Genomic DNA, 15,964 nt, shown 5'->3' on the forward strand with positions numbered 1-15,964 from the left:
GGCTTCCGTGCGTTTCGCTCAGTCAGTTCCTGTGCGCCGGTCAACGCCAACGTTAGCTTGCATGGAAATCGCGTCGCACTCTCAATCGCTTAGGACCTTCAGCACATTGCTGTTGGGGTTCGCCGCTCTCGTAAGTCTGCCGGCGATTTGGTCGCTCGGGTCGGCTGTGGTATCTGCCCTTTCAACGGGGGAAGTTCTCGTATTGAGCGTTGGTAGGTACGAGACCTATCGAGCTATGGTTCCCTGGACGCAAGGTTGGGCGCGCTTCGTTGCGCCTCCACTACTAGTTGTATCTCTTGGGTTTTTCGCCGCCCAGAAGTCGGCACGATGGTGGTGGATAGCCGGAGCGTTGGCGGCTACCAGCCTGTGCTTGTTGGCCTTCTCCGCGTGGTTCACTACAGTGTCCGGCGTCGTAGCGTTCGTGGGCCTGTGCGCTTTCATCGTGCTCTGCACGGCAGTGGATACCTGGCTAGGGCGCCGTGCTGCTTTCTTCCTTATGTTGACGGCCGTCCTCCTGGCTGTGTTTTTGTATGCGCCGCGGTAGGAGGCGCATGCAAGCTAACTGGTTGCTCGGCACGGACGCGCAACATCAGGAGGCGGCTTCGCCGCAGGTGTTGCGTGCCGGCCAGCGCCAACGTTATCCGGTATGACTTCGGGCAAACGGTACGCTATGAAAACGGTAGCTGCTCGCGCACATTCCACGAGGGCTGGCGGCACTTTTTGCTTGCAACGTTTAGCTCAGAGGCGTTCACAGCTTCCGGCATGTCCAAGCGCCAGCGCGACCATGGCTGGCGCGCCACCGTGCGTGAAGCAAAATGCGGTCATGTCGCCGTTCTCATTTCCACATTCCGTGTGCCAGTTGCGCGCAGGCGCGCGGTCGTCGTTGGCGCTGACCAGCACGGCTTCGGATAACAGGTTGCTCGGCTCGGACACGCAACCGAAGACAGCCGCTGCGCGGCACGGGTTGCGTGCCGGGCAGCGCCAACGTTAACCATCCAATGAAGCGCCTGATTGTTCTCACACTCTTTGCAATTGCTATGAGTACCAATGCACATGCCCAGACATGGGCTACGGCAACGTCAACGAACCAAAGCGATGGCCGGGTCATCATCTTTCGTTACATCAACGAATTTGGCCCCAACTTCAACCGGACGAGTCAACCTGATCGCATCATTCTTGTGTGGAAATATCAATCCGAAAAAGGCATGCCAGTCTTGGAGGAGCGGCAGCGGATGGATCTAATGGAGGACGCGTTGGAGCCTCTGATGGAAAAGGATGGATTTGCAACTCTGGCGCTGGTTTCCACAGGTGAGAACTTGCGAGAGTGGACCTACTATGCGAAATCCGAACGCGAGTTCTTGGCTCGCTTGAACAAGGCGCTCGCTGGCAAATCTGCCTTCCCAATTGATGTACATACGGCCGCCGACCCCAAGTGGGCTATGTACGAGAAATTCAAGGCGGGAGTGCAGAAGTGAGTTGTATGGTTAACAGGTTGTTCGTCGCGGACATGCAGCATCAGAAGGCCGCTGCGCGGCGTGCGTTGCACGCCGGACAACGCCAACGTTAACCGGCATGTTTCGTGCGCTCTTGTTCTTCTTGGCTGGCATCGCGGTTGCAGGAGCGGGCTTGGCGCTACTCAATGAGTATCGGAAGGCCTTATATCGGAGTCCCCGGGTAATCATGAGCTTGGAGGTTTTCTTCCAGCTTCTGCGTCAACCCGGTCCCGGGTGGCTGGCTGCCTTTTGCTTGCTCGCAGGCACATGGATGGCGGGAATCGGTGCGTATTTAGCAGTAGGAGAAGTCATTGACCTTTTCCTGTAATAGTTCGCTTCCGGGCACGCTGGTTAACATGTTGCTCGACACGGAAACACACTCGCACGAAGCGGCTTTGCCGCAGGTAGCGTGTTCCGGTCAGCGCCAACGTTAGAAAGCATGAAGGTGGCACTGCGCCTTCTCTTAGCGGTTCTTGCCGGGCCTGTGGGTGGCTATGCGATCACTTGGGTGGGATGTGCCACTGGTCTATTCGGCGTGTTCTGCGGGCACAACGCAGTTCTGAGCATCGCTGGTGCGACTCTCTTGGTATGGGTTGGTGTAGTTGCATGGGTCGCATTTCACAGCCCAACGACTGTGGGCGGGCAGGGCAAGTCATGAGTACTAATTGCAGCATGCGTTCTAACCTGACAATCGACACGGATCCACCACATCAGGAGGCGGCTTCGCCGCCAAGTGTTGTGGCCCGGTCATCTCCACGTTATGCAGCAGGCAAGGGCAATGTCTGCAGATGGAGGGCCTGACTCATGGGCGCTAGCTACTGGTTTGCTGCGGCAGTTGCCGTAGCGGGAGTCATCGCTTTCCTGTTATGGGACCGGCGGCGCATCGCCAAAACGGCTGCATTGGACGCAGGGTCGCGGACAAAGCCTTTCCCGGCCGTTCCGTATAAGAAAGCCGACACATCTGCAACCGGGGGGGATGGTGGAAGCGGCGGGGCTGCATGTAGCGGCGATGGTGGAGGCGGCGATGGTTGCTAGCAAGTTCAAGCCGCATAACAGGTCGTTCGTGTGGGACGGCTGCGCCGCCCCACAACTTCGACGTTAGAAGGCACGATGTGAAGCGGTTGTTAATCACGTCTTTGATCCTGACCAGTGCCACGGCCCTCGCACTGGTGGGTACGGCGATCTACCGCTGGATGACTGAAGGCGACAAGGTGACCTGTGTGGCCAATGAGTATTCGTTTGGCTGCTCCACGGTGCTGGGATGGCTTCTCACGGGCGCAGGTATGCTGGTCGTTGTCGGGGCCGTTTGCATTTGGGAGCGATATCGTGGTGAGTAAGCCGATGCCTTCTAACTGGTCGGCCCAGTGGCGGCCGTCTTCGGCGTCGCCTGGCCTTCGACGTTATCCAGCATGACAGAGAGTCGCAGTGATCGAGAGTTTGTAAGCAGCATTGGTCTGGTCATCACCGATATCGACTTGGTTCCGTCGAACGTTACCGTAGCGCTTGGGCTCGTGCCCGATGACAGTTGGCGGCGCGGCGATGCGAAGCGGGTTGGGAACAAATTGCATGACTGGGGCGGCTGGAAGAAGTGGCTTCCTTCAAAATACGAGGGAGACCCATTCGCTGAAGAACTCAAGGCCTGGGTTGCTCTCTTGGGTGGACGTGCCGCAGAACTGCGCAAATTGCAGGACGCAGGCTACAAATGCGAGCTGGACTGCTTCGTCAGCGTCTCTGGATCTGCGCTTGTGGAAATGGCTCCGGCGTTACAGCGAGATCTTGCGGAATTGGGAGTTCATATCAACATCACAATCGATGCCGGATAACAGGTCGGCCCACTCAGACACACAGCAGCAGGTTGCTGCTGCGCGGCAGTTGCTGCGTGCTGGTGGCCTCCAACGTTAGGGCTCTCATGAGCAATCGTCGAATGCTTGCGCTGTTCGTGGGGTCGTTTGGCCTCTATCTCGTCGCTCATTCAGCCATTTCTTGGCAAGCCTACTTCCAATTGCGTGAAGTGCTAGCGGCGCCAGCATCACCGTTGGATATGTACTCTCAGGAAGAAATGCTAAAAACACGTGATGAGCTCGGGATCTATTTCGCTTCCTACGGAGTTTTGGGGGGTTCCGTCCTGGTCGCAAGCTTCGCATTTTTTCGAAACCTGAGTTGGGCGAATCATTTCTGGGTCGCAGTCAGTGTGCTTATGGGTGTTTCAATCACTGCTTCCGTTTTGGCTCTTGGCGGCATGTGGGTAAATTACATTTACGAAATTGTTGTCATTGGTTTATCGTGGTTGCTCGTAAAAACTCAACCCGTAAAGCGCCTATGAGCCCTAACCCATCGTTCGAGCGGGACAGCCAAAATGCTGCGCATTTTGGTTCCCTCCGCTTTGCTCCGGCTGCCCCTCAACTCAGACGTTAGAGCGCACATGGTCGCAGCTTCACAACTCGACGCCGCCCTCATGGCATCCATCGGACCGCGCTGGGCGAAGGTGGCGATGGTCTTGGGTCGTGCCGCGAAAGTCCCGGGTCTTGTGTTCGCGGAAGACGAGGACGAGTATGAGACGCTTGCCGAACGTCTCGAGGAACTTGTGGCCTTTGGGCACGTGCTCGCGGAAGGCGACCTGAAGGAGTGGCGCTTCAGCGAAGTACGGCTACCGGTGGCCGAGGGGGTGCGCGGTGAGCTCTAACTTGTCAATCGACACGGACCCACAACAGCAGGCTGCGGCTTCGCCGCCAATGTTGGTGGTCCGGTCATTTTTACGTTAGATACATACACCAACATCGAGCAAATCGCTGAGCGCCTCGGCCACGTAGCCGCATCGCTCGTGAAGGTGTGGGACCTCACGCCTTTGTCGATTGCGGGCAGTTGGCGAGCCCTAGACTCGGCTGCGTCATCCCACAACTACCAAGGAACACACCATGCGCAACTTTTCCGGCAAAGCCCCGACCTTCGTCGTGTGGGTGATCTCCCTGGTACTGTTTGTGGTCGCGCTGCTCGCACAGTTTGGTGTGGTCCGCCTGGGCGCACCGATTGCGACATGGTCGTGGATCATCGGCTTTGGCTTGCTGCTAATCGCCTGCCGGGTCAAGGGACTCTAGAACTTCCGGCGCGAGGCGCCCGAGGTGCCGGGCGGCACCCCTGGCCCGTAAGAAGATCAGTACTGCTTGTAAGGCAGGAACTTGCCCGACAACACCACATTCACGCGGTCACCCTTGGGGTCAGGCGTGCGCACGATGTCCATCGAAAAATCGATCGCGCTCATGATGCCGTCGCCGAACTCTTCGTGGATCAGTTCCTTGATCGTGGTGCCGTAGACGCTGACGATCTCGTACCAGCGGTAGATCAGCGGGTCGGTCGGCACCGGTGTGGGCAGCGAGCCTTTGTACGGCACAACCTGCAGCCACTTCTGCTCCTCGGCGTTCAGGCCAAAAATCTTGCCGATGATCTTGGCCTGCTTCTCGTCAAACGTCATCTGGCCCAGGCAGCCGGCAGTGACCCACTCCTTGCTGAGGCCGACCTTTTTGGCGACCGACTCCCAGGTGATGCCTTTGGACACTTTGGCGGTAATGATTTTCTCGGTGACTTCCATGCGGTTCATGTGGTTTGCTCCTGTGTTTGAAAAATTGAAGAGGGAAAAAAGTTGACGGTCAGACTGCGACGGGGCGCGGCCAGTGGAATTTGCGCTCGGCGGCCTTGATCGGCACGTCGTTGATGCTGGCCTCGCGGCGGCGCATCAGGCCCAGCTCGTCAAACTCCCATTGCTCGTTGCCGTGGGATCGGAACCAGAAGCCGGCGTCGTCGTGCCACTCGTATTCAAAGCGCACCGAGATGCGGTTACCGGTGAAAGCCCAGAGTTCCTTCTTCAGCCGGTAGTCCAGTTCCTTGGCCCACTTGCGTTTGAGGAACTCGCGGATCATGGGGCGGCCCGAGAAGAAGTCGGCGCGGTTGCGCCAGACCGAGTCTTCGGTGTAGGCCAGCGCCACGCGGTCCGGGTCGCAGCTGTTCCAGGCGTCTTCGGCCTTCTGCACCTTTTCTTTCGCGGTTTCCAGCGTGAAGGGTGGCAGCGGCGGGCGGGCTTGTTCGGTGCTGCTCATGCAACGGCTTTCAGGGTGACGGCAGGGGGCGCATCGGCCAGCGCGCCGCGACCGGGTTCCACCGTGGGCGGGTGCGCCGGCGCCCGGCCATGTGACAGGTCTTTCGATCGCGCCACCAGAAAGTCCACCAGGTGGTTGCGCAGCGGGTAGTACTGCGGGTCGTGGTGCACGGTGGCGCGCTGGCGGTCGCGCGGCATGGTGTTGCGCACGATCTCGGCCACGCGGGCCACCGGGCCGTTGCTCATCAAGAGGATCTTGTCGGCCAGCAGCACGGCTTCATCGACGTCGTGCGTGATCATGAACACCGTCTGGTGTGTCTCGTGCACGATGCTCAGCAACTCGTCCTGGATGGTGCCGCGTGTCAGTGCGTCGAGTGCGCCGAAAGGCTCGTCGAGCAGCAGCATCTTGGGTTCGATGGCAAAGGCACGGGCAATGCCCACACGCTGCTTCATGCCGCCCGACAGCGCCGAGGGTTTTTTGTCGATGGCGGCGGACAGGCCCACCAGGTCCACATACTTTTTCACATGGGCATCAACCTGCGCCGCAGTCCAGTCGGGCCACTTGGAGCGCACCGCAAAGGCAATGTTCTTGCGTACTGTGAGCCAGGGCATGAGCGCATGGCCCTGAAACACCACGCCACGCTCCAGGCTGGGGCCAGCGACCTCGCGGCCGTCCATGAAGACGTGGCCGGCGCTGGCGCTTTCCAGCCCCGCCAGCACGTTGAGGATGGTGGTTTTGCCGCAGCCCGAGTGGCCGATGATGCAGACAAACTCGCCGCGGTTGATGCTGAAGTTGACCTCGTCGAACACCGGCTCGGTGGTGCCGGGGTAGGACTTGGCCAGGCCTTCGACCTGCAGGAAGGGGCGCCCCGTTGCGGCGGCGGGAGAAGGATTATTCAGCATAGGTCACCCATTTCTGCATGCGTGCAAACATCAGGTCCAGCAGCATGCCCATCACGCCGATCACGACGATGGCAAAAATCACGTTGGTCAGCGAGAGGTTGTTCCATTCGTTCCAGACAAAGTAGCCAATGCCGGTGCCGCCCACCAGCATCTCGGCGGCGACGATCACCAGCCAGGCGATGCCCATGGAGATGCGCATGCCGGTCAGGATGGTCGGCGCGGCAGCCGGCAGGATGACCAGGAAGGCCTTGCGCAGCGGCTTGACTTCCAGCGTCTTGGCAACGTTGAGCCATTCACGCTTGACGGCCGACACACCAAAGGCAGTGTTGATCAGCATGGGCCAGACCGAGCAGATGAAGATCACAAAGATGCCCGAGGTGGACGAGTCCTTGATGGTGTACAGCGCCAGCGGCATCCAGGCCAGCGGCGAGATGGGTTTGAGCACCTGAATGAAGGGGTCGAGCGCGCGGCGCAGCAGCGGCGACATGCCGATCACAAAACCCAGCGGTATGGCAACCACGCAGGCCAGCAGAAAGCCCAGCGCCACCCGGCCCAGCGAATGCCCGAGCTGGATGGCAATGCCCTTGTCGTTGGGGCCGCGGTCATAAAACGGGTCGCTGAGCTGGTCCACAAAGGTGCGGCCCATCTGCACGGGCGTGGGGAAGCCGGATGCCTTGCCGGCGCCCGGGTCCTTGCCCATCATTTTCTGGTACTCGATCTGCTCGACCGTCATGCCGGTGGCGTTGCCGCCGGTGCTGGCAGGCGCCATCGTTGCGGCAGACCAGATGGCGATGAAGGCCACAAAGATCACGATGGAGACGATGGCTGCGCGGAAGCCCAGGGATTTGAAAATGTTCATGGTGGTGTCAGTGGGTTGCGTTGGCCGTTACCAGTCGCAGGGGCTGGGTCTCTCTTTCCGTTCGCCCTGAGCTTGGCGAAGGGTTTTCCGTATCTTGTACAGAGGCTTCGACAGGCTCAGCCCGAACGGGCAGGGAGTGGCGGCGTCTTGCTGGTTTCTTCAGCCCATCTTGTTGATGGCAAACCCTTTGGCGTAGGCATCCGCCTTGGCCGCGTCGAACTCCTTCCCCATGATCTTGAACTTCGGATACGCGCCTTCGGGCACCGGCTGGCCGAGCTCCTTCATGTATTTCTTGGCGTCGGTGATCAGGAAGACCTTTTCGGCGATCTGCTTGTAGTTGACTTCGCCCTTGACGTAGCCCCAGCGTTTCATCTGCGTCAGCATCCACACCGCCATCGACTGCCACGGCATCGGGTCGAAGTCGGCGCGGTCCGGCACATTCTTGATGTTGCCCAGGCCGTCGGCAAACTTGCCGGTCAGCACCTGGTTGATCACGGCCTCGGGCTGGTTCAGGTACTGCGCCGGGGCGATCACCTTGGCGATCAGCTCGCGGTTTTTCGGGTCGCGCGCCATGGCGGCGGCCGTCAGCACCGAGCGGTAGAGCGCGGCAAAGGTGTTGGGGTTCTTCTGGATGAACTCGGTGCTGGTGCCGAAGGCGCAGCAGGGGTGGCCGTTCCACAGGTCTTTGGTCAGCACGTGGATGAAACCGACTTCCTCGTACACGGCGCGCTGGTTGAAAGGATCGGGGCCGAGGAAGCCGTCGATGTTGCCGGCGCGCAGGTTGGCCACCATCTCGGCCGGCGGCACCACACGCAGCTGCACGTCGGTATCGGGGTTCAGGCCGGCTTCGGCCAGGTAATAACGCAGCAGGAAGTTGTGCATCGAGAACTCGAAGGGGATCGCGAACTTGAAGCCCTTCCAGTTTTTTGGATCGCGGTTGTCCTTGTGTTTCAGGGCCATGGTGATGGCCTGGCCGTTGATGTTCTGGATGGTGGCCACGTTCATGGGTGTGGCGTTGGAGCCCAGGCCCATGGAGATCGCCAGCGGCATTGGCGAGAGGAAATGCGTCGCGTCGTATTCCTTGTTGATCATCTTGTCGCGGATCAGCGCCCAGCCGGCGGTCTTGGTCACTTCGACATTGAGGCCCTGCTGCTTATAGAACCCCAACGGGTGCGCCATGATCAGCGGCGTGGCGCAGGTGATGGGGATGAAGCCGATCTTCAGGTTGGTTTTTTCCAGCGTGCCGGGTTTTTTGCCGGCGTCCTGCGCCAGGGCCTGCATGGTGCCGACCGGCAGCACGCTGGCAATCGCGGCCATGGCCGTGCCCTTGCCGACGGCGCGCAGGAAGCGGCGGCGCACCTCGTCCTGCGGAAACAGGGCCTTGACCAGGGTGGCTTCAATGAACTCGTTGGAGTAGGCCTCAAACTCGCTGGTCTGGCTGCGGCGGCGCAGCTCGATGGCGGCGCTGTCGGCAGCCACGGCGGCATGGTGGTCGGCCAGCGTGTGGTCCTTGCCGCAGCTGCACTTGAGCATCAGGGGTTGGTCGGCGTCGTAAGGCGAGAAGTAGTCGGACATGGCGCGCACCTTTCAGTTGAAGATGCGGATGTCTTGCAAGCTGCGGGCCACTTTGGCCGGGAAGGCGGCATGCGCCGCATTTCGCTGTTGATGGAATGACGCCGTGTAGGGCGGGCACTACAAACCGGCGCGGCCGGTCCGTCATGAAGCCGTCGCGGGCCCAGGTGGAAGGCTTTGGAGGGGTTTGGAAGCGTTTTTAACGTGTCACCAGCGCCGCGCCGGGCACACCGCCGCGTGGCTGGGTCCGTCGTCGCACCAAATTGGCGCAGGGACGCCGGCCGGCGCCCCGCTGCGGTGGCTTACGCCGGCGCGGAAATGTCGCCCAGCGACTGGCCGACATCTTCCTCGTCCTGGCCCTTGACCGCGATGTCGCCGATGGAAACGATGCCGATCAGGCGCTCCGAGCCGTCCAGCACGGGCAGGCGGCGGATCTGGCTGGAGGCCATGTCGGCAAGCACGGTGTCGAGGTCGTCGGTTTCGCGGGCGGTGCGCACGTCGCGGCTCATCACCTTGCTCAGCGGCGTGTTGCCATCCAGGCCTTGCGCCACGGCGCGCACCACGATGTCGCGGTCGGTCACCACGCCGAGCAGCTTGTCGCCCTCGCACACGGGGATCACACCCACGTTGAGTTCGTCCATGGCTTTGGCGGCTGCGGCCACGGTATCGCCAGGGGTCAGGGTTCGTACATTGCGGGTCATCACGTCGGTGACTGTGGTCATGAAAATTCTCCAGAGGTTAAGGCTAAGGCGGCGGCGCCGGCTGCAGCCAGCATGGCGCATCGCCGGCGCCTTGTTAAGCAGCGGCTACCCAAGCGGCCGTAGGACAAGGCCGCGCCAGGTCTTGCGGGCGGGCGCGCTCAGGAGTTGGCGGGTGCCCTGGCGTGGCGCTCGGCGTAGAGCGCCAGTTCCACGTCGTTCTTGGTGCCGGTTTTTTCAAGAATGCGCAGGCGGTAGGTGCTGACGGTGTTGGACGCCAGGCCGAGCTGCGTGCCGATCTCGCCCACCGACTTGCCCGCTGTGAGCAGGCGGAACACCTGGTGCTCGCGGTGCGACAGCGCTTCGGCGCCGCTGCGCCCGCCGCTGCCGCCCACCGCGCTGGCCAGCGCCTCGGCGGTGAGGGCCGACACGTACAGGCCGCCGCTGGCCACCTTGCGCACGGCGGCAATCATGTCGTCCGGGTTGGCGCTTTTGTTGAGGTAGCCGGCGGCGCCCAGCTTGATGCAGCGCACCGCGTATTGTTTTTCGGGATAGGTACTGAGCATCAGCACCGGCAGTTGCGGCCAGGCTTTTTTCAGCGCCTGCAGCACGTCCATGCCGTCGCGGCCGGGCAGCGCGATGTCGAGCAGCACGGCCGCCAGCCCGGCGTGGCCGCCCAGCGCCTCGACCTTCGCCAGTATGTCGGGGCCGGTCTCGGCTTCGGCCACCACGGTGATCTCGGGGGCGTCGGCCAGCACCTGTTTCAGACCCTCGCGCACGATGCGGTGGTCGTCGCCGATCAGGATGTTCAGGGTGGTCATGACGCTATGAGTTTGGTAGCTGGATGCGCAGGTGGAACAAGGACCCGAGGCCGATTTGGCTCGAAATCTCCAGGCTGCCGCCAAGGTGGCGCGCGCGCTCGCGCATGCCCATCACGCCGTAGGCATTGGCCGCCTCGAAGGCCGCCGCCGCGGCGCCCCGGCCGTTGTCCTGCACGCTGATGCTGATCTCTGCGGCCGTCGCCAGGATGGTGATGGCGAGGTGGCTGGCCTGCGCATGGCGGCCGACGTTGCTGAGCATTTCCTGGAAGATGCGAAAGATCGCCATGGCCGAGGGCTCGGGCAGTGGCACCGCCTGCTCCACGTCCATCTGCCAGTCGAGCTCAAGCTCTGCCGATTGCACAAACTCGTGCGCCTGCCAGTCCAGCGCGGCCCACAGGCCCTGGTGGTCCAGGATGCTGGGGCGCAGGTCTGTGATGATGCGGCCCACGTTGTCCACCGCGGCCTCGATCAGCCGGCCCATGTTCTGGCACTTGCTGCGCATGGTGTCGCGCATGGCCTGCGCCTGCACCGGCTCGCGCTGCTGCTGCTCGCCCAGGCGCTTGTCCAGCCAGCCGACGTCCATCTTGAGCGCCACCAGCAGGCTACCGAGCTCGTCGTGCACCTCGCGCGCGATGCGGGTGCGCTCTTCCTCGCGCACCGTGTGGGTGTAGGCCGAGAGTTCGCGCAGCTGTTGCAGCGCCTCGGACAGCGCCTGTGTGCGCTCACTGACACGCTGCTCCAGCACATCGTTGGCGTGGCGCAGGGCTTCCTCGGCCCGCTTGCGCGCCGAGATATCGACGAAGGTGACCACCGCGCCCTGCACCACGCCGCCGTCCACGATGGGGTAGGACGAGTATTCGACCGCAAACGCGCTACCGTCGCGGCGCCAGAACAGCTCGGTGTCGATGCGGCAGGGCAGCGCCATGCGGAAGGCGTTGAAGATGGGGCACAGGTGCTCGGGGTAGTGCGCACCGTCGGCATGGCTGTGGTGCGCCAGCTCGTGCATGTTTTTGCCCAGCACCTCGCCAGGGGCAAAACCGAGCTGTTCGGCGCCGGCGCGGTTGATGAAGGTGCAGCAGCCGTCCATGTCGATGCCGAAGATGCCTTCGCCGGTGGACTCCAGCAACTGCAGGAGCTTGTCGCGCCAGACCGGCTGGTCGGCGCCAGGCAGGTGCAGGGGGGCGGACAGCGGGGCGGTTTCTGCAAACATGGCAGCTTATGAGCAAACATCGTGCCCAGCTTGGTGCGCGATGTTGTGGGCGCCTGGGCTGCCCAGGCGCCAAATCGGTGCGTCGCCGGGCTGCGGCGCCGGATTGCCCCAAAACAGGTGGTTTCGGCGAATCCCTGTAAAGTCAGAGTTCCCCTTCCCAAAAGACCATGGCGCCAGTTTCCCCTTTCATGACCCCTTTGATGGCTTCCTTGATGATCCGTTTGACGGCGGTCAGTCTGCTTCTGTTGCTCTCGGCGTGCAACCCGGTTTTCAACTGGCGCGAAGTCCGCCCGGACAACACCGCGCTGGCCCTGCTGCTGCCCTGCAAACCCGACAAGGCCCAGCGCAGCGTGCCGCTGGGTGGGCGACCGACCGAGCTGGCCATGCTCGGCTGCGATGCCGGCGACGCCACGTTTGCGGTCGCGGTGGCCACGCTGGACGACGCGGCGCAGGCGGCGGCCGTGCTGGCCGGCTGGCAAACCGCCACGCTGGCCAACCTCAAGGCCGCAGGCGGCGGCCAGACCAGCCCCCTGAAGCTGACCGGCGCAGACGCGCTGCCTGCGGCCGTGCTGGTGCGGGCCAGCGGCCAGCGCGCCGACGGCCGCGCGGTGCAAAGCCAGGCGGCGTATTTTTCCCAGGGCCGGCAGGTTTTTCAGGCGGTGATCTACGCCGACAAGATGGACGCCGAGGTGGCCGAGACCTTTTTCTCCAGCCTTAAGCTGGACGCTGGAAACCCCCGCTGATGAGCGCCGTTCGGGACGCCGGGCGCCTGCCGGCAGCCGTCGCTGCGTCTGGCCTGTTGAGCCGGCGCGCCGGCATGGTGGTGTTTCTGGCGTTTGCCGCGGCCTACTTCTGTTCGACGCTGGTGCGGGCCATCACGGCCACGCTGTCGCCGGTGCTCACGCAGGAGTTTTCATTGCATGCGCGCGACCTGGGGCTGCTGGCCGGTGGTTATTTTCTGGGTTTTGCCGTGACCCAGCTGCCGCTGGGCACCTGGCTGGACCGGCATGGGCCCAAACGCGTGATCCTGGGCTTTCTGAGCCTGGCGGTGCTGGCCTGCCTGGCGTTTTCAGCGGCAAGCAGTTTTGCCGGCCTGCTGGTCGCCCGCGTGTTGCTGGGCATGGGCGTCAGCGCCTGCCTGATGGCGCCGCTGACCGGTTACCGCCGCTGGTTTGACGCCGGCACCCTGCTGCGCGCCAACTCCTGGATGTTGATGACCGGTTCTCTCGGCATGCTGGCGTCCACCCTGCCGGTGCAGTGGCTGATGCCGCTGACCGGCTGGCGGCCGCTGTTCTGGATTCTGGCGGCGCTGATTTTGCTGGCGATGGCGGCGATTGCGTGGGTGGTCCCGTCATGGAAGATCGCTTCTGCGACGGTCTCTCCCTCTGTGTCGCATCAGCAGGCCCGTTACCTCCAGATCTGGCGCAGCCGCTATTTCCAGAAAATGTCGCCGGTGGCCTTTTTCCACTACGGGGGCGTGATCGCCATACAAACCCTGTGGGCCGGGCCGTGGATGGTCCGGGTGGCGGGCTACACGCCGCTGCAGGCAGCCACCGGCCTGTTCTGGATCAACGCCTGCATGCTGGTCACCTTCTGGGCCTGGGGGCTGGCCAACCCGTGGCTCTCGCAGCATGGCTGGAGCGCCAACCGCCTGATCACCTGGGGTGTGCCGGTCAGCCTGCTGGTGCTCGTCGGCAATATCGCAGCCGGGTCGGCCACCGGCTGGGCCGGCTGGGCGCTGTTCTGCATGAGCTCCAGTGTGCTGGGCCTGGCCCAGCCGGCGGTGGGCATGGCGTTTCCGCAGGTGCTGGCCGGTCGCGCACTGACCGCCTACAACCTCGTGATTTTTGCCGGCGTGTTTGTCATGCAGTGGGGCATCGGCCTGCTGATCGACGTTTTTCAGGCCATGGGGCTGGCCGACGTGGCCAGCTTCCAGGCAGCGCTGGCCGTGTTTTTGTGTTGTTGTCTCGCATCGTATGCCTTCTTCCACGGCGCCAAAGCAGACCCCACCCCCGATAATTCAACGCAATGAACGGCATTCTCATCATCGCCCATGCTCCGCTGGCCTCGGCCCTGCGGCAATGTGTCTTGCATGTTTTTCCCGACAACCCGGCCAGTGTGGCCGCGCTGGACGTGCAGCCCAACATGCCGCCCGAAGAAACCCTGGCACAGGCGCGCATTGTGTTCAAACAGATGGGCACCTCGCACGCGCTGGTGCTGGCCGACGTGTTTGGCGCCACGCCCTGCAATGTGGCGCAGAAACTGGTCGATGGTGTTCATTCCAAACTGATCACCGGCGTCAACCTGCCCATGCTGCTGCGCACCGTCTCCTACCGTCATGAGCCACTGGACGCGCTGGTGGCCCGGGCGGTGATGGGCGGAACGCAGGGCGTCATGCAGGTGGCCATCACCGCACCGCAGAACCAGGTACGCAGAAACCATGATCAAGACCAGCACGACCATCAACAATAAGCTGGGCCTGCACGCCCGCGCCTCGGCCAAGCTGACCAAGCTCGCCGGCAGTTTCCCCTGCGAGGTCTGGATCTCCAAAGGCGAGCGCCGCGTCAATGCCAAAAGCATCATGGGCGTGATGATGCTGGCCGCCGGCATTGGCAGCATCGTGGACATCGAAACCGACGGCGCCGACGAACAGCAGGCGATGGACGCGCTGCTGGCCCTGATTCACGACAAGTTTGGCGAGGGGGAATAAATGCCCCCACGGTCGCTCGCTTCGCGCACAGAGGGGTCTTCAGTCCAGTCCGAGCCGCGGAACCGGCTTTGCCGGGCCGCAGGCGGGGCGGCCCCCTCGGGGGGCAGCGAAGTACACGCAGTGACAAGCGTGGGGGCACCATGACTTTCTCGGTCCACGGTCTGGCTGTCTCCCGCGGGGTGGCGATTGGCCGCGCCGTGCTGGTGGCGTCGAGCCGGGCCGATGTGGCGCACTACTTCATCGATGCCTCCAAAACGATTGAGGAAATCCAGCGCCTGCGCGTGGCGCGCGATGCGGTGTCCGAGGAAATCACCCGGGTGCAGCGCGACCTGCCCAAGGACGCGCCGCATGAGCTCTCCGCGCTGCTCGATGTGCACCTGATGCTGCTGCAGGACGAGCAGCTGATCAGCGGCGTCAAGCACTGGATCGTCGACCGGCTCTACAACGCCGAATGGGCGCTGACCACGCAGTACGAAATCATCGCCCGGCAGTTCGACGAGATGGAAGACGAGTACCTGCGCGAGCGCAAGGCCGACCTGGAGCAGGTGGTCGAACGCATCCTGGGGTTCATGAAGGGTGTGGCCTCGCCGGTGCTGCCGGCCGCGCAGTCTGCCGCCAACCGCCTGCCGCGCCAGCAGGACCTGCTGCTGGACGACACCATGGACGTGCCGCTGGTGCTGATCGCACACGACATCGCACCGGCCGACATGCTGCAGTTCAAGCAGAGCCTGTTTGTGGGTTTTGCGACCGACGTGGGCGGCAAGACCTCGCACACGGCCATCGTGGCGCGCAGCCTGGACATTCCGGCGGTGGTGGGCGCGCGCAGCGCCAGCCAGCTGATCGAGCAGGACGACTGGGTCATCATCGACGGCGACGCCGGTGTGCTGATCGTCGATCCTTCGCCCATCATCCTGGCCGAATACGGCTTCAAGCAGCGCCAGGGCGAACTTGAGCGCCAGCGCCTGAACCGGCTCAAACACACACCTTCGCTGACCATCGACGGGCAGAAGGTCGAACTGCTCGCCAACATCGAAATGCCCGACGACACCAACGGCGCCGTGGCCGTCGGGGCTGTGGGTGTGGGCCTGTTCCGCAGCGAATTCCTTTTCATGGGCCGGCCCGGCAACCTGCCCGGCGAGCAGGAGCAGTACCTGGCTTACCGCAAGGCCATCGAAGGCATGCGGGGCCTGCCGGTCACCATCCGCACGGTGGACATCGGCTCGGACAAGCCGCTGGACAAGCTGGCGGGGCGGGCGCAGGACGGCCAGCTGAACCCGGCGCTGGGCCTGCGCGCCATCCGCTGGAGCCTGGCTGACCCGCCGATGTTCCTGACGCAGCTGCGCGCCATCCTGCGCGCGGCGGTGCACGGTCAGGTCAACCTGCTGGTGCCCATGCTGGCCCACGGCAGCGAAATCCGCCAGACGCTGTCGCTGATCGACCATGCCCGCGCCGAACTCGACAACAAGGGCGTGGCCTACGGGCCGGTGCGGCTGGGCGCCATGATTGAAATCCCGGCGGCTGCGCTGACGCTCAAGCTGTTCCTGAAGTACTTCGATTTCCTCTCGATAGGCACCAACGACCTGATCCAGTACACGCTGGCGATCGACC

General features: G+C 62.9%; 19 protein-coding genes. 10 read left to right on the top strand and 9 right to left on the bottom strand.

Annotated elements, in window-relative coordinates:
• Positions 1-738: 738 nt before the first annotated feature.
• Positions 739-933, bottom strand: coding sequence for a hypothetical protein (locus tag PSV33_RS10480; protein ID WP_300561374.1), 195 nt, complete (start codon positions 931-933; stop codon positions 739-741).
• A 65-nt stretch (positions 934-998) separates the two neighbouring features.
• Between PSV33_RS10480 and PSV33_RS10485 the strand changes: the two genes are divergently transcribed.
• The 5 genes from PSV33_RS10485 to PSV33_RS10505 all read left to right on the top strand — a co-directional run bounded on the left by PSV33_RS10485 (position 999) and on the right by PSV33_RS10505 (position 4,588).
• Positions 999-1,475: a DUF695 domain-containing protein gene (locus PSV33_RS10485; RefSeq protein ID WP_300561377.1), complete on the top strand. Its 477-nt coding sequence runs from the start codon at positions 999-1,001 to the stop codon at positions 1,473-1,475.
• Positions 1,476-2,902: 1,427 nt separating this feature from the next.
• Complete coding sequence (locus tag PSV33_RS10490) at positions 2,903-3,316, top strand: DUF4279 domain-containing protein (RefSeq protein WP_300561379.1); 414 nt, start codon at positions 2,903-2,905, stop codon at positions 3,314-3,316.
• An 86-nt stretch (positions 3,317-3,402) separates the two neighbouring features.
• Positions 3,403-3,816 carry a hypothetical protein gene (locus PSV33_RS10495; RefSeq protein ID WP_300561382.1) on the top strand — a complete coding sequence of 138 codons (414 nt, stop codon included), beginning with the start codon at positions 3,403-3,405 and terminating at the stop codon, positions 3,814-3,816.
• A gap of 99 nt (positions 3,817-3,915) precedes the next feature.
• The gene (locus tag PSV33_RS10500) at positions 3,916-4,176 is read left to right on the top strand and encodes a hypothetical protein (RefSeq protein ID WP_300561385.1); all 261 of its coding nucleotides are present in this window, start codon (positions 3,916-3,918) and stop codon (positions 4,174-4,176) included.
• A 232-nt stretch (positions 4,177-4,408) separates the two neighbouring features.
• The gene (locus PSV33_RS10505; RefSeq protein ID WP_300561387.1) at positions 4,409-4,588 is read left to right on the top strand and encodes a hypothetical protein; all 180 of its coding nucleotides are present in this window, start codon (positions 4,409-4,411) and stop codon (positions 4,586-4,588) included.
• A 56-nt stretch (positions 4,589-4,644) separates the two neighbouring features.
• On the opposite strand, the gene cynS is transcribed toward PSV33_RS10505, so the two are convergent.
• The 8 genes from cynS to PSV33_RS10545 form a co-directional block, all read right to left on the bottom strand.
• Positions 4,645-5,088: a cyanase gene (cynS, locus tag PSV33_RS10510; protein ID WP_300561389.1), complete on the bottom strand. Its 444-nt coding sequence runs from the start codon at positions 5,086-5,088 to the stop codon at positions 4,645-4,647.
• A 49-nt stretch (positions 5,089-5,137) separates the two neighbouring features.
• Positions 5,138-5,584: a nuclear transport factor 2 family protein gene (locus PSV33_RS10515; protein ID WP_300561391.1), complete on the bottom strand. Its 447-nt coding sequence runs from the start codon at positions 5,582-5,584 to the stop codon at positions 5,138-5,140.
• Positions 5,581-6,486, bottom strand: coding sequence for an ABC transporter ATP-binding protein (locus PSV33_RS10520; RefSeq protein ID WP_300561393.1), 906 nt, complete (start codon positions 6,484-6,486; stop codon positions 5,581-5,583). The genes PSV33_RS10515 and PSV33_RS10520 overlap by 4 nt, the downstream gene beginning before the upstream one ends.
• A complete protein-coding gene (gene ntrB, locus PSV33_RS10525; RefSeq protein WP_300561395.1) occupies positions 6,476-7,345 on the bottom strand; it encodes a nitrate ABC transporter permease in 870 nt (289 codons plus the stop codon). The genes PSV33_RS10520 and ntrB overlap by 11 nt, the downstream gene beginning before the upstream one ends.
• A gap of 159 nt (positions 7,346-7,504) precedes the next feature.
• The gene (locus tag PSV33_RS10530) at positions 7,505-8,920 is read right to left on the bottom strand and encodes a CmpA/NrtA family ABC transporter substrate-binding protein (RefSeq protein WP_300561397.1); all 1,416 of its coding nucleotides are present in this window, start codon (positions 8,918-8,920) and stop codon (positions 7,505-7,507) included.
• A 299-nt stretch (positions 8,921-9,219) separates the two neighbouring features.
• Entirely contained in the window at positions 9,220-9,639 is a 420-nt protein-coding gene (locus PSV33_RS10535; protein WP_300561399.1) for a CBS domain-containing protein, read from the bottom strand.
• Positions 9,640-9,776: 137 nt separating this feature from the next.
• Complete coding sequence (locus tag PSV33_RS10540; RefSeq protein ID WP_300561400.1) at positions 9,777-10,436, bottom strand: response regulator transcription factor; 660 nt, start codon at positions 10,434-10,436, stop codon at positions 9,777-9,779.
• A 4-nt stretch (positions 10,437-10,440) separates the two neighbouring features.
• Complete coding sequence (locus PSV33_RS10545) at positions 10,441-11,646, bottom strand: PAS domain-containing sensor histidine kinase (protein WP_300561402.1); 1,206 nt, start codon at positions 11,644-11,646, stop codon at positions 10,441-10,443.
• A 200-nt stretch (positions 11,647-11,846) separates the two neighbouring features.
• On the opposite strand from PSV33_RS10545, the gene PSV33_RS10550 reads away from it, so the two are divergent.
• The 5 genes from PSV33_RS10550 to ptsP all read left to right on the top strand — a co-directional run.
• Positions 11,847-12,389, top strand: coding sequence for a hypothetical protein (locus PSV33_RS10550; protein WP_300561404.1), 543 nt, complete (start codon positions 11,847-11,849; stop codon positions 12,387-12,389).
• Complete coding sequence (locus tag PSV33_RS10555) at positions 12,389-13,678, top strand: MFS transporter (protein WP_300561406.1); 1,290 nt, start codon at positions 12,389-12,391, stop codon at positions 13,676-13,678. The genes PSV33_RS10550 and PSV33_RS10555 overlap by 1 nt, the downstream gene beginning before the upstream one ends.
• The gene (locus tag PSV33_RS10560; RefSeq protein ID WP_096671163.1) at positions 13,675-14,118 is read left to right on the top strand and encodes a PTS sugar transporter subunit IIA; all 444 of its coding nucleotides are present in this window, start codon (positions 13,675-13,677) and stop codon (positions 14,116-14,118) included. Before PSV33_RS10555 ends, PSV33_RS10560 begins: the two co-directional genes overlap by 4 nt.
• Positions 14,087-14,356 carry an HPr family phosphocarrier protein gene (locus tag PSV33_RS10565; RefSeq protein WP_300561411.1) on the top strand — a complete coding sequence of 90 codons (270 nt, stop codon included), beginning with the start codon at positions 14,087-14,089 and terminating at the stop codon, positions 14,354-14,356. The genes PSV33_RS10560 and PSV33_RS10565 overlap by 32 nt, the downstream gene beginning before the upstream one ends.
• 140 nt (positions 14,357-14,496) lie before the next feature.
• Positions 14,497-15,964, top strand: a 1,468-nt coding sequence (gene ptsP / locus PSV33_RS10570) for a phosphoenolpyruvate--protein phosphotransferase (RefSeq protein ID WP_300561414.1), incomplete at its 3' end; no start/stop codon positions are given.

Source organism: Polaromonas sp. (genome assembly GCF_029945895.1).
In the GTDB taxonomy this organism is placed as follows: Bacteria; Pseudomonadota; Gammaproteobacteria; order Burkholderiales; family Burkholderiaceae_C; genus Polaromonas.

What these genes read in the sequence shown, in the direction of transcription:
- PSV33_RS10515 (WP_300561391.1), bottom strand. Translation starts at nt 5,584, where the DNA reads ATGAGCAGCACCGAACAAGCCCGCCCGCCGCTGCCACCCTTCACGCTG.
- ntrB (WP_300561395.1), bottom strand. Translation starts at nt 7,345, where the DNA reads ATGAACATTTTCAAATCCCTGGGCTTCCGCGCAGCCATCGTCTCCATC.
- cynS (WP_300561389.1), bottom strand. Translation starts at nt 5,088, where the DNA reads ATGAACCGCATGGAAGTCACCGAGAAAATCATTACCGCCAAAGTGTCC.
- PSV33_RS10530 (WP_300561397.1), bottom strand. Translation starts at nt 8,920, where the DNA reads ATGTCCGACTACTTCTCGCCTTACGACGCCGACCAACCCCTGATGCTC.
- PSV33_RS10555 (WP_300561406.1), top strand. Translation starts at nt 12,389, where the DNA reads ATGAGCGCCGTTCGGGACGCCGGGCGCCTGCCGGCAGCCGTCGCTGCG.
- PSV33_RS10565 (WP_300561411.1), top strand. Translation starts at nt 14,087, where the DNA reads ATGATCAAGACCAGCACGACCATCAACAATAAGCTGGGCCTGCACGCC.
- PSV33_RS10545 (WP_300561402.1), bottom strand. Translation starts at nt 11,646, where the DNA reads ATGTTTGCAGAAACCGCCCCGCTGTCCGCCCCCCTGCACCTGCCTGGC.
- PSV33_RS10520 (WP_300561393.1), bottom strand. Translation starts at nt 6,486, where the DNA reads ATGCTGAATAATCCTTCTCCCGCCGCCGCAACGGGGCGCCCCTTCCTG.
- PSV33_RS10495 (WP_300561382.1), top strand. Translation starts at nt 3,403, where the DNA reads ATGAGCAATCGTCGAATGCTTGCGCTGTTCGTGGGGTCGTTTGGCCTC.
- PSV33_RS10550 (WP_300561404.1), top strand. Translation starts at nt 11,847, where the DNA reads ATGGCTTCCTTGATGATCCGTTTGACGGCGGTCAGTCTGCTTCTGTTG.
- PSV33_RS10500 (WP_300561385.1), top strand. Translation starts at nt 3,916, where the DNA reads ATGGTCGCAGCTTCACAACTCGACGCCGCCCTCATGGCATCCATCGGA.
- PSV33_RS10490 (WP_300561379.1), top strand. Translation starts at nt 2,903, where the DNA reads ATGACAGAGAGTCGCAGTGATCGAGAGTTTGTAAGCAGCATTGGTCTG.
- PSV33_RS10560 (WP_096671163.1), top strand. Translation starts at nt 13,675, where the DNA reads ATGAACGGCATTCTCATCATCGCCCATGCTCCGCTGGCCTCGGCCCTG.
- PSV33_RS10540 (WP_300561400.1), bottom strand. Translation starts at nt 10,436, where the DNA reads ATGACCACCCTGAACATCCTGATCGGCGACGACCACCGCATCGTGCGC.
- PSV33_RS10535 (WP_300561399.1), bottom strand. Translation starts at nt 9,639, where the DNA reads ATGACCACAGTCACCGACGTGATGACCCGCAATGTACGAACCCTGACC.
- PSV33_RS10505 (WP_300561387.1), top strand. Translation starts at nt 4,409, where the DNA reads ATGCGCAACTTTTCCGGCAAAGCCCCGACCTTCGTCGTGTGGGTGATC.
- PSV33_RS10485 (WP_300561377.1), top strand. Translation starts at nt 999, where the DNA reads ATGAAGCGCCTGATTGTTCTCACACTCTTTGCAATTGCTATGAGTACC.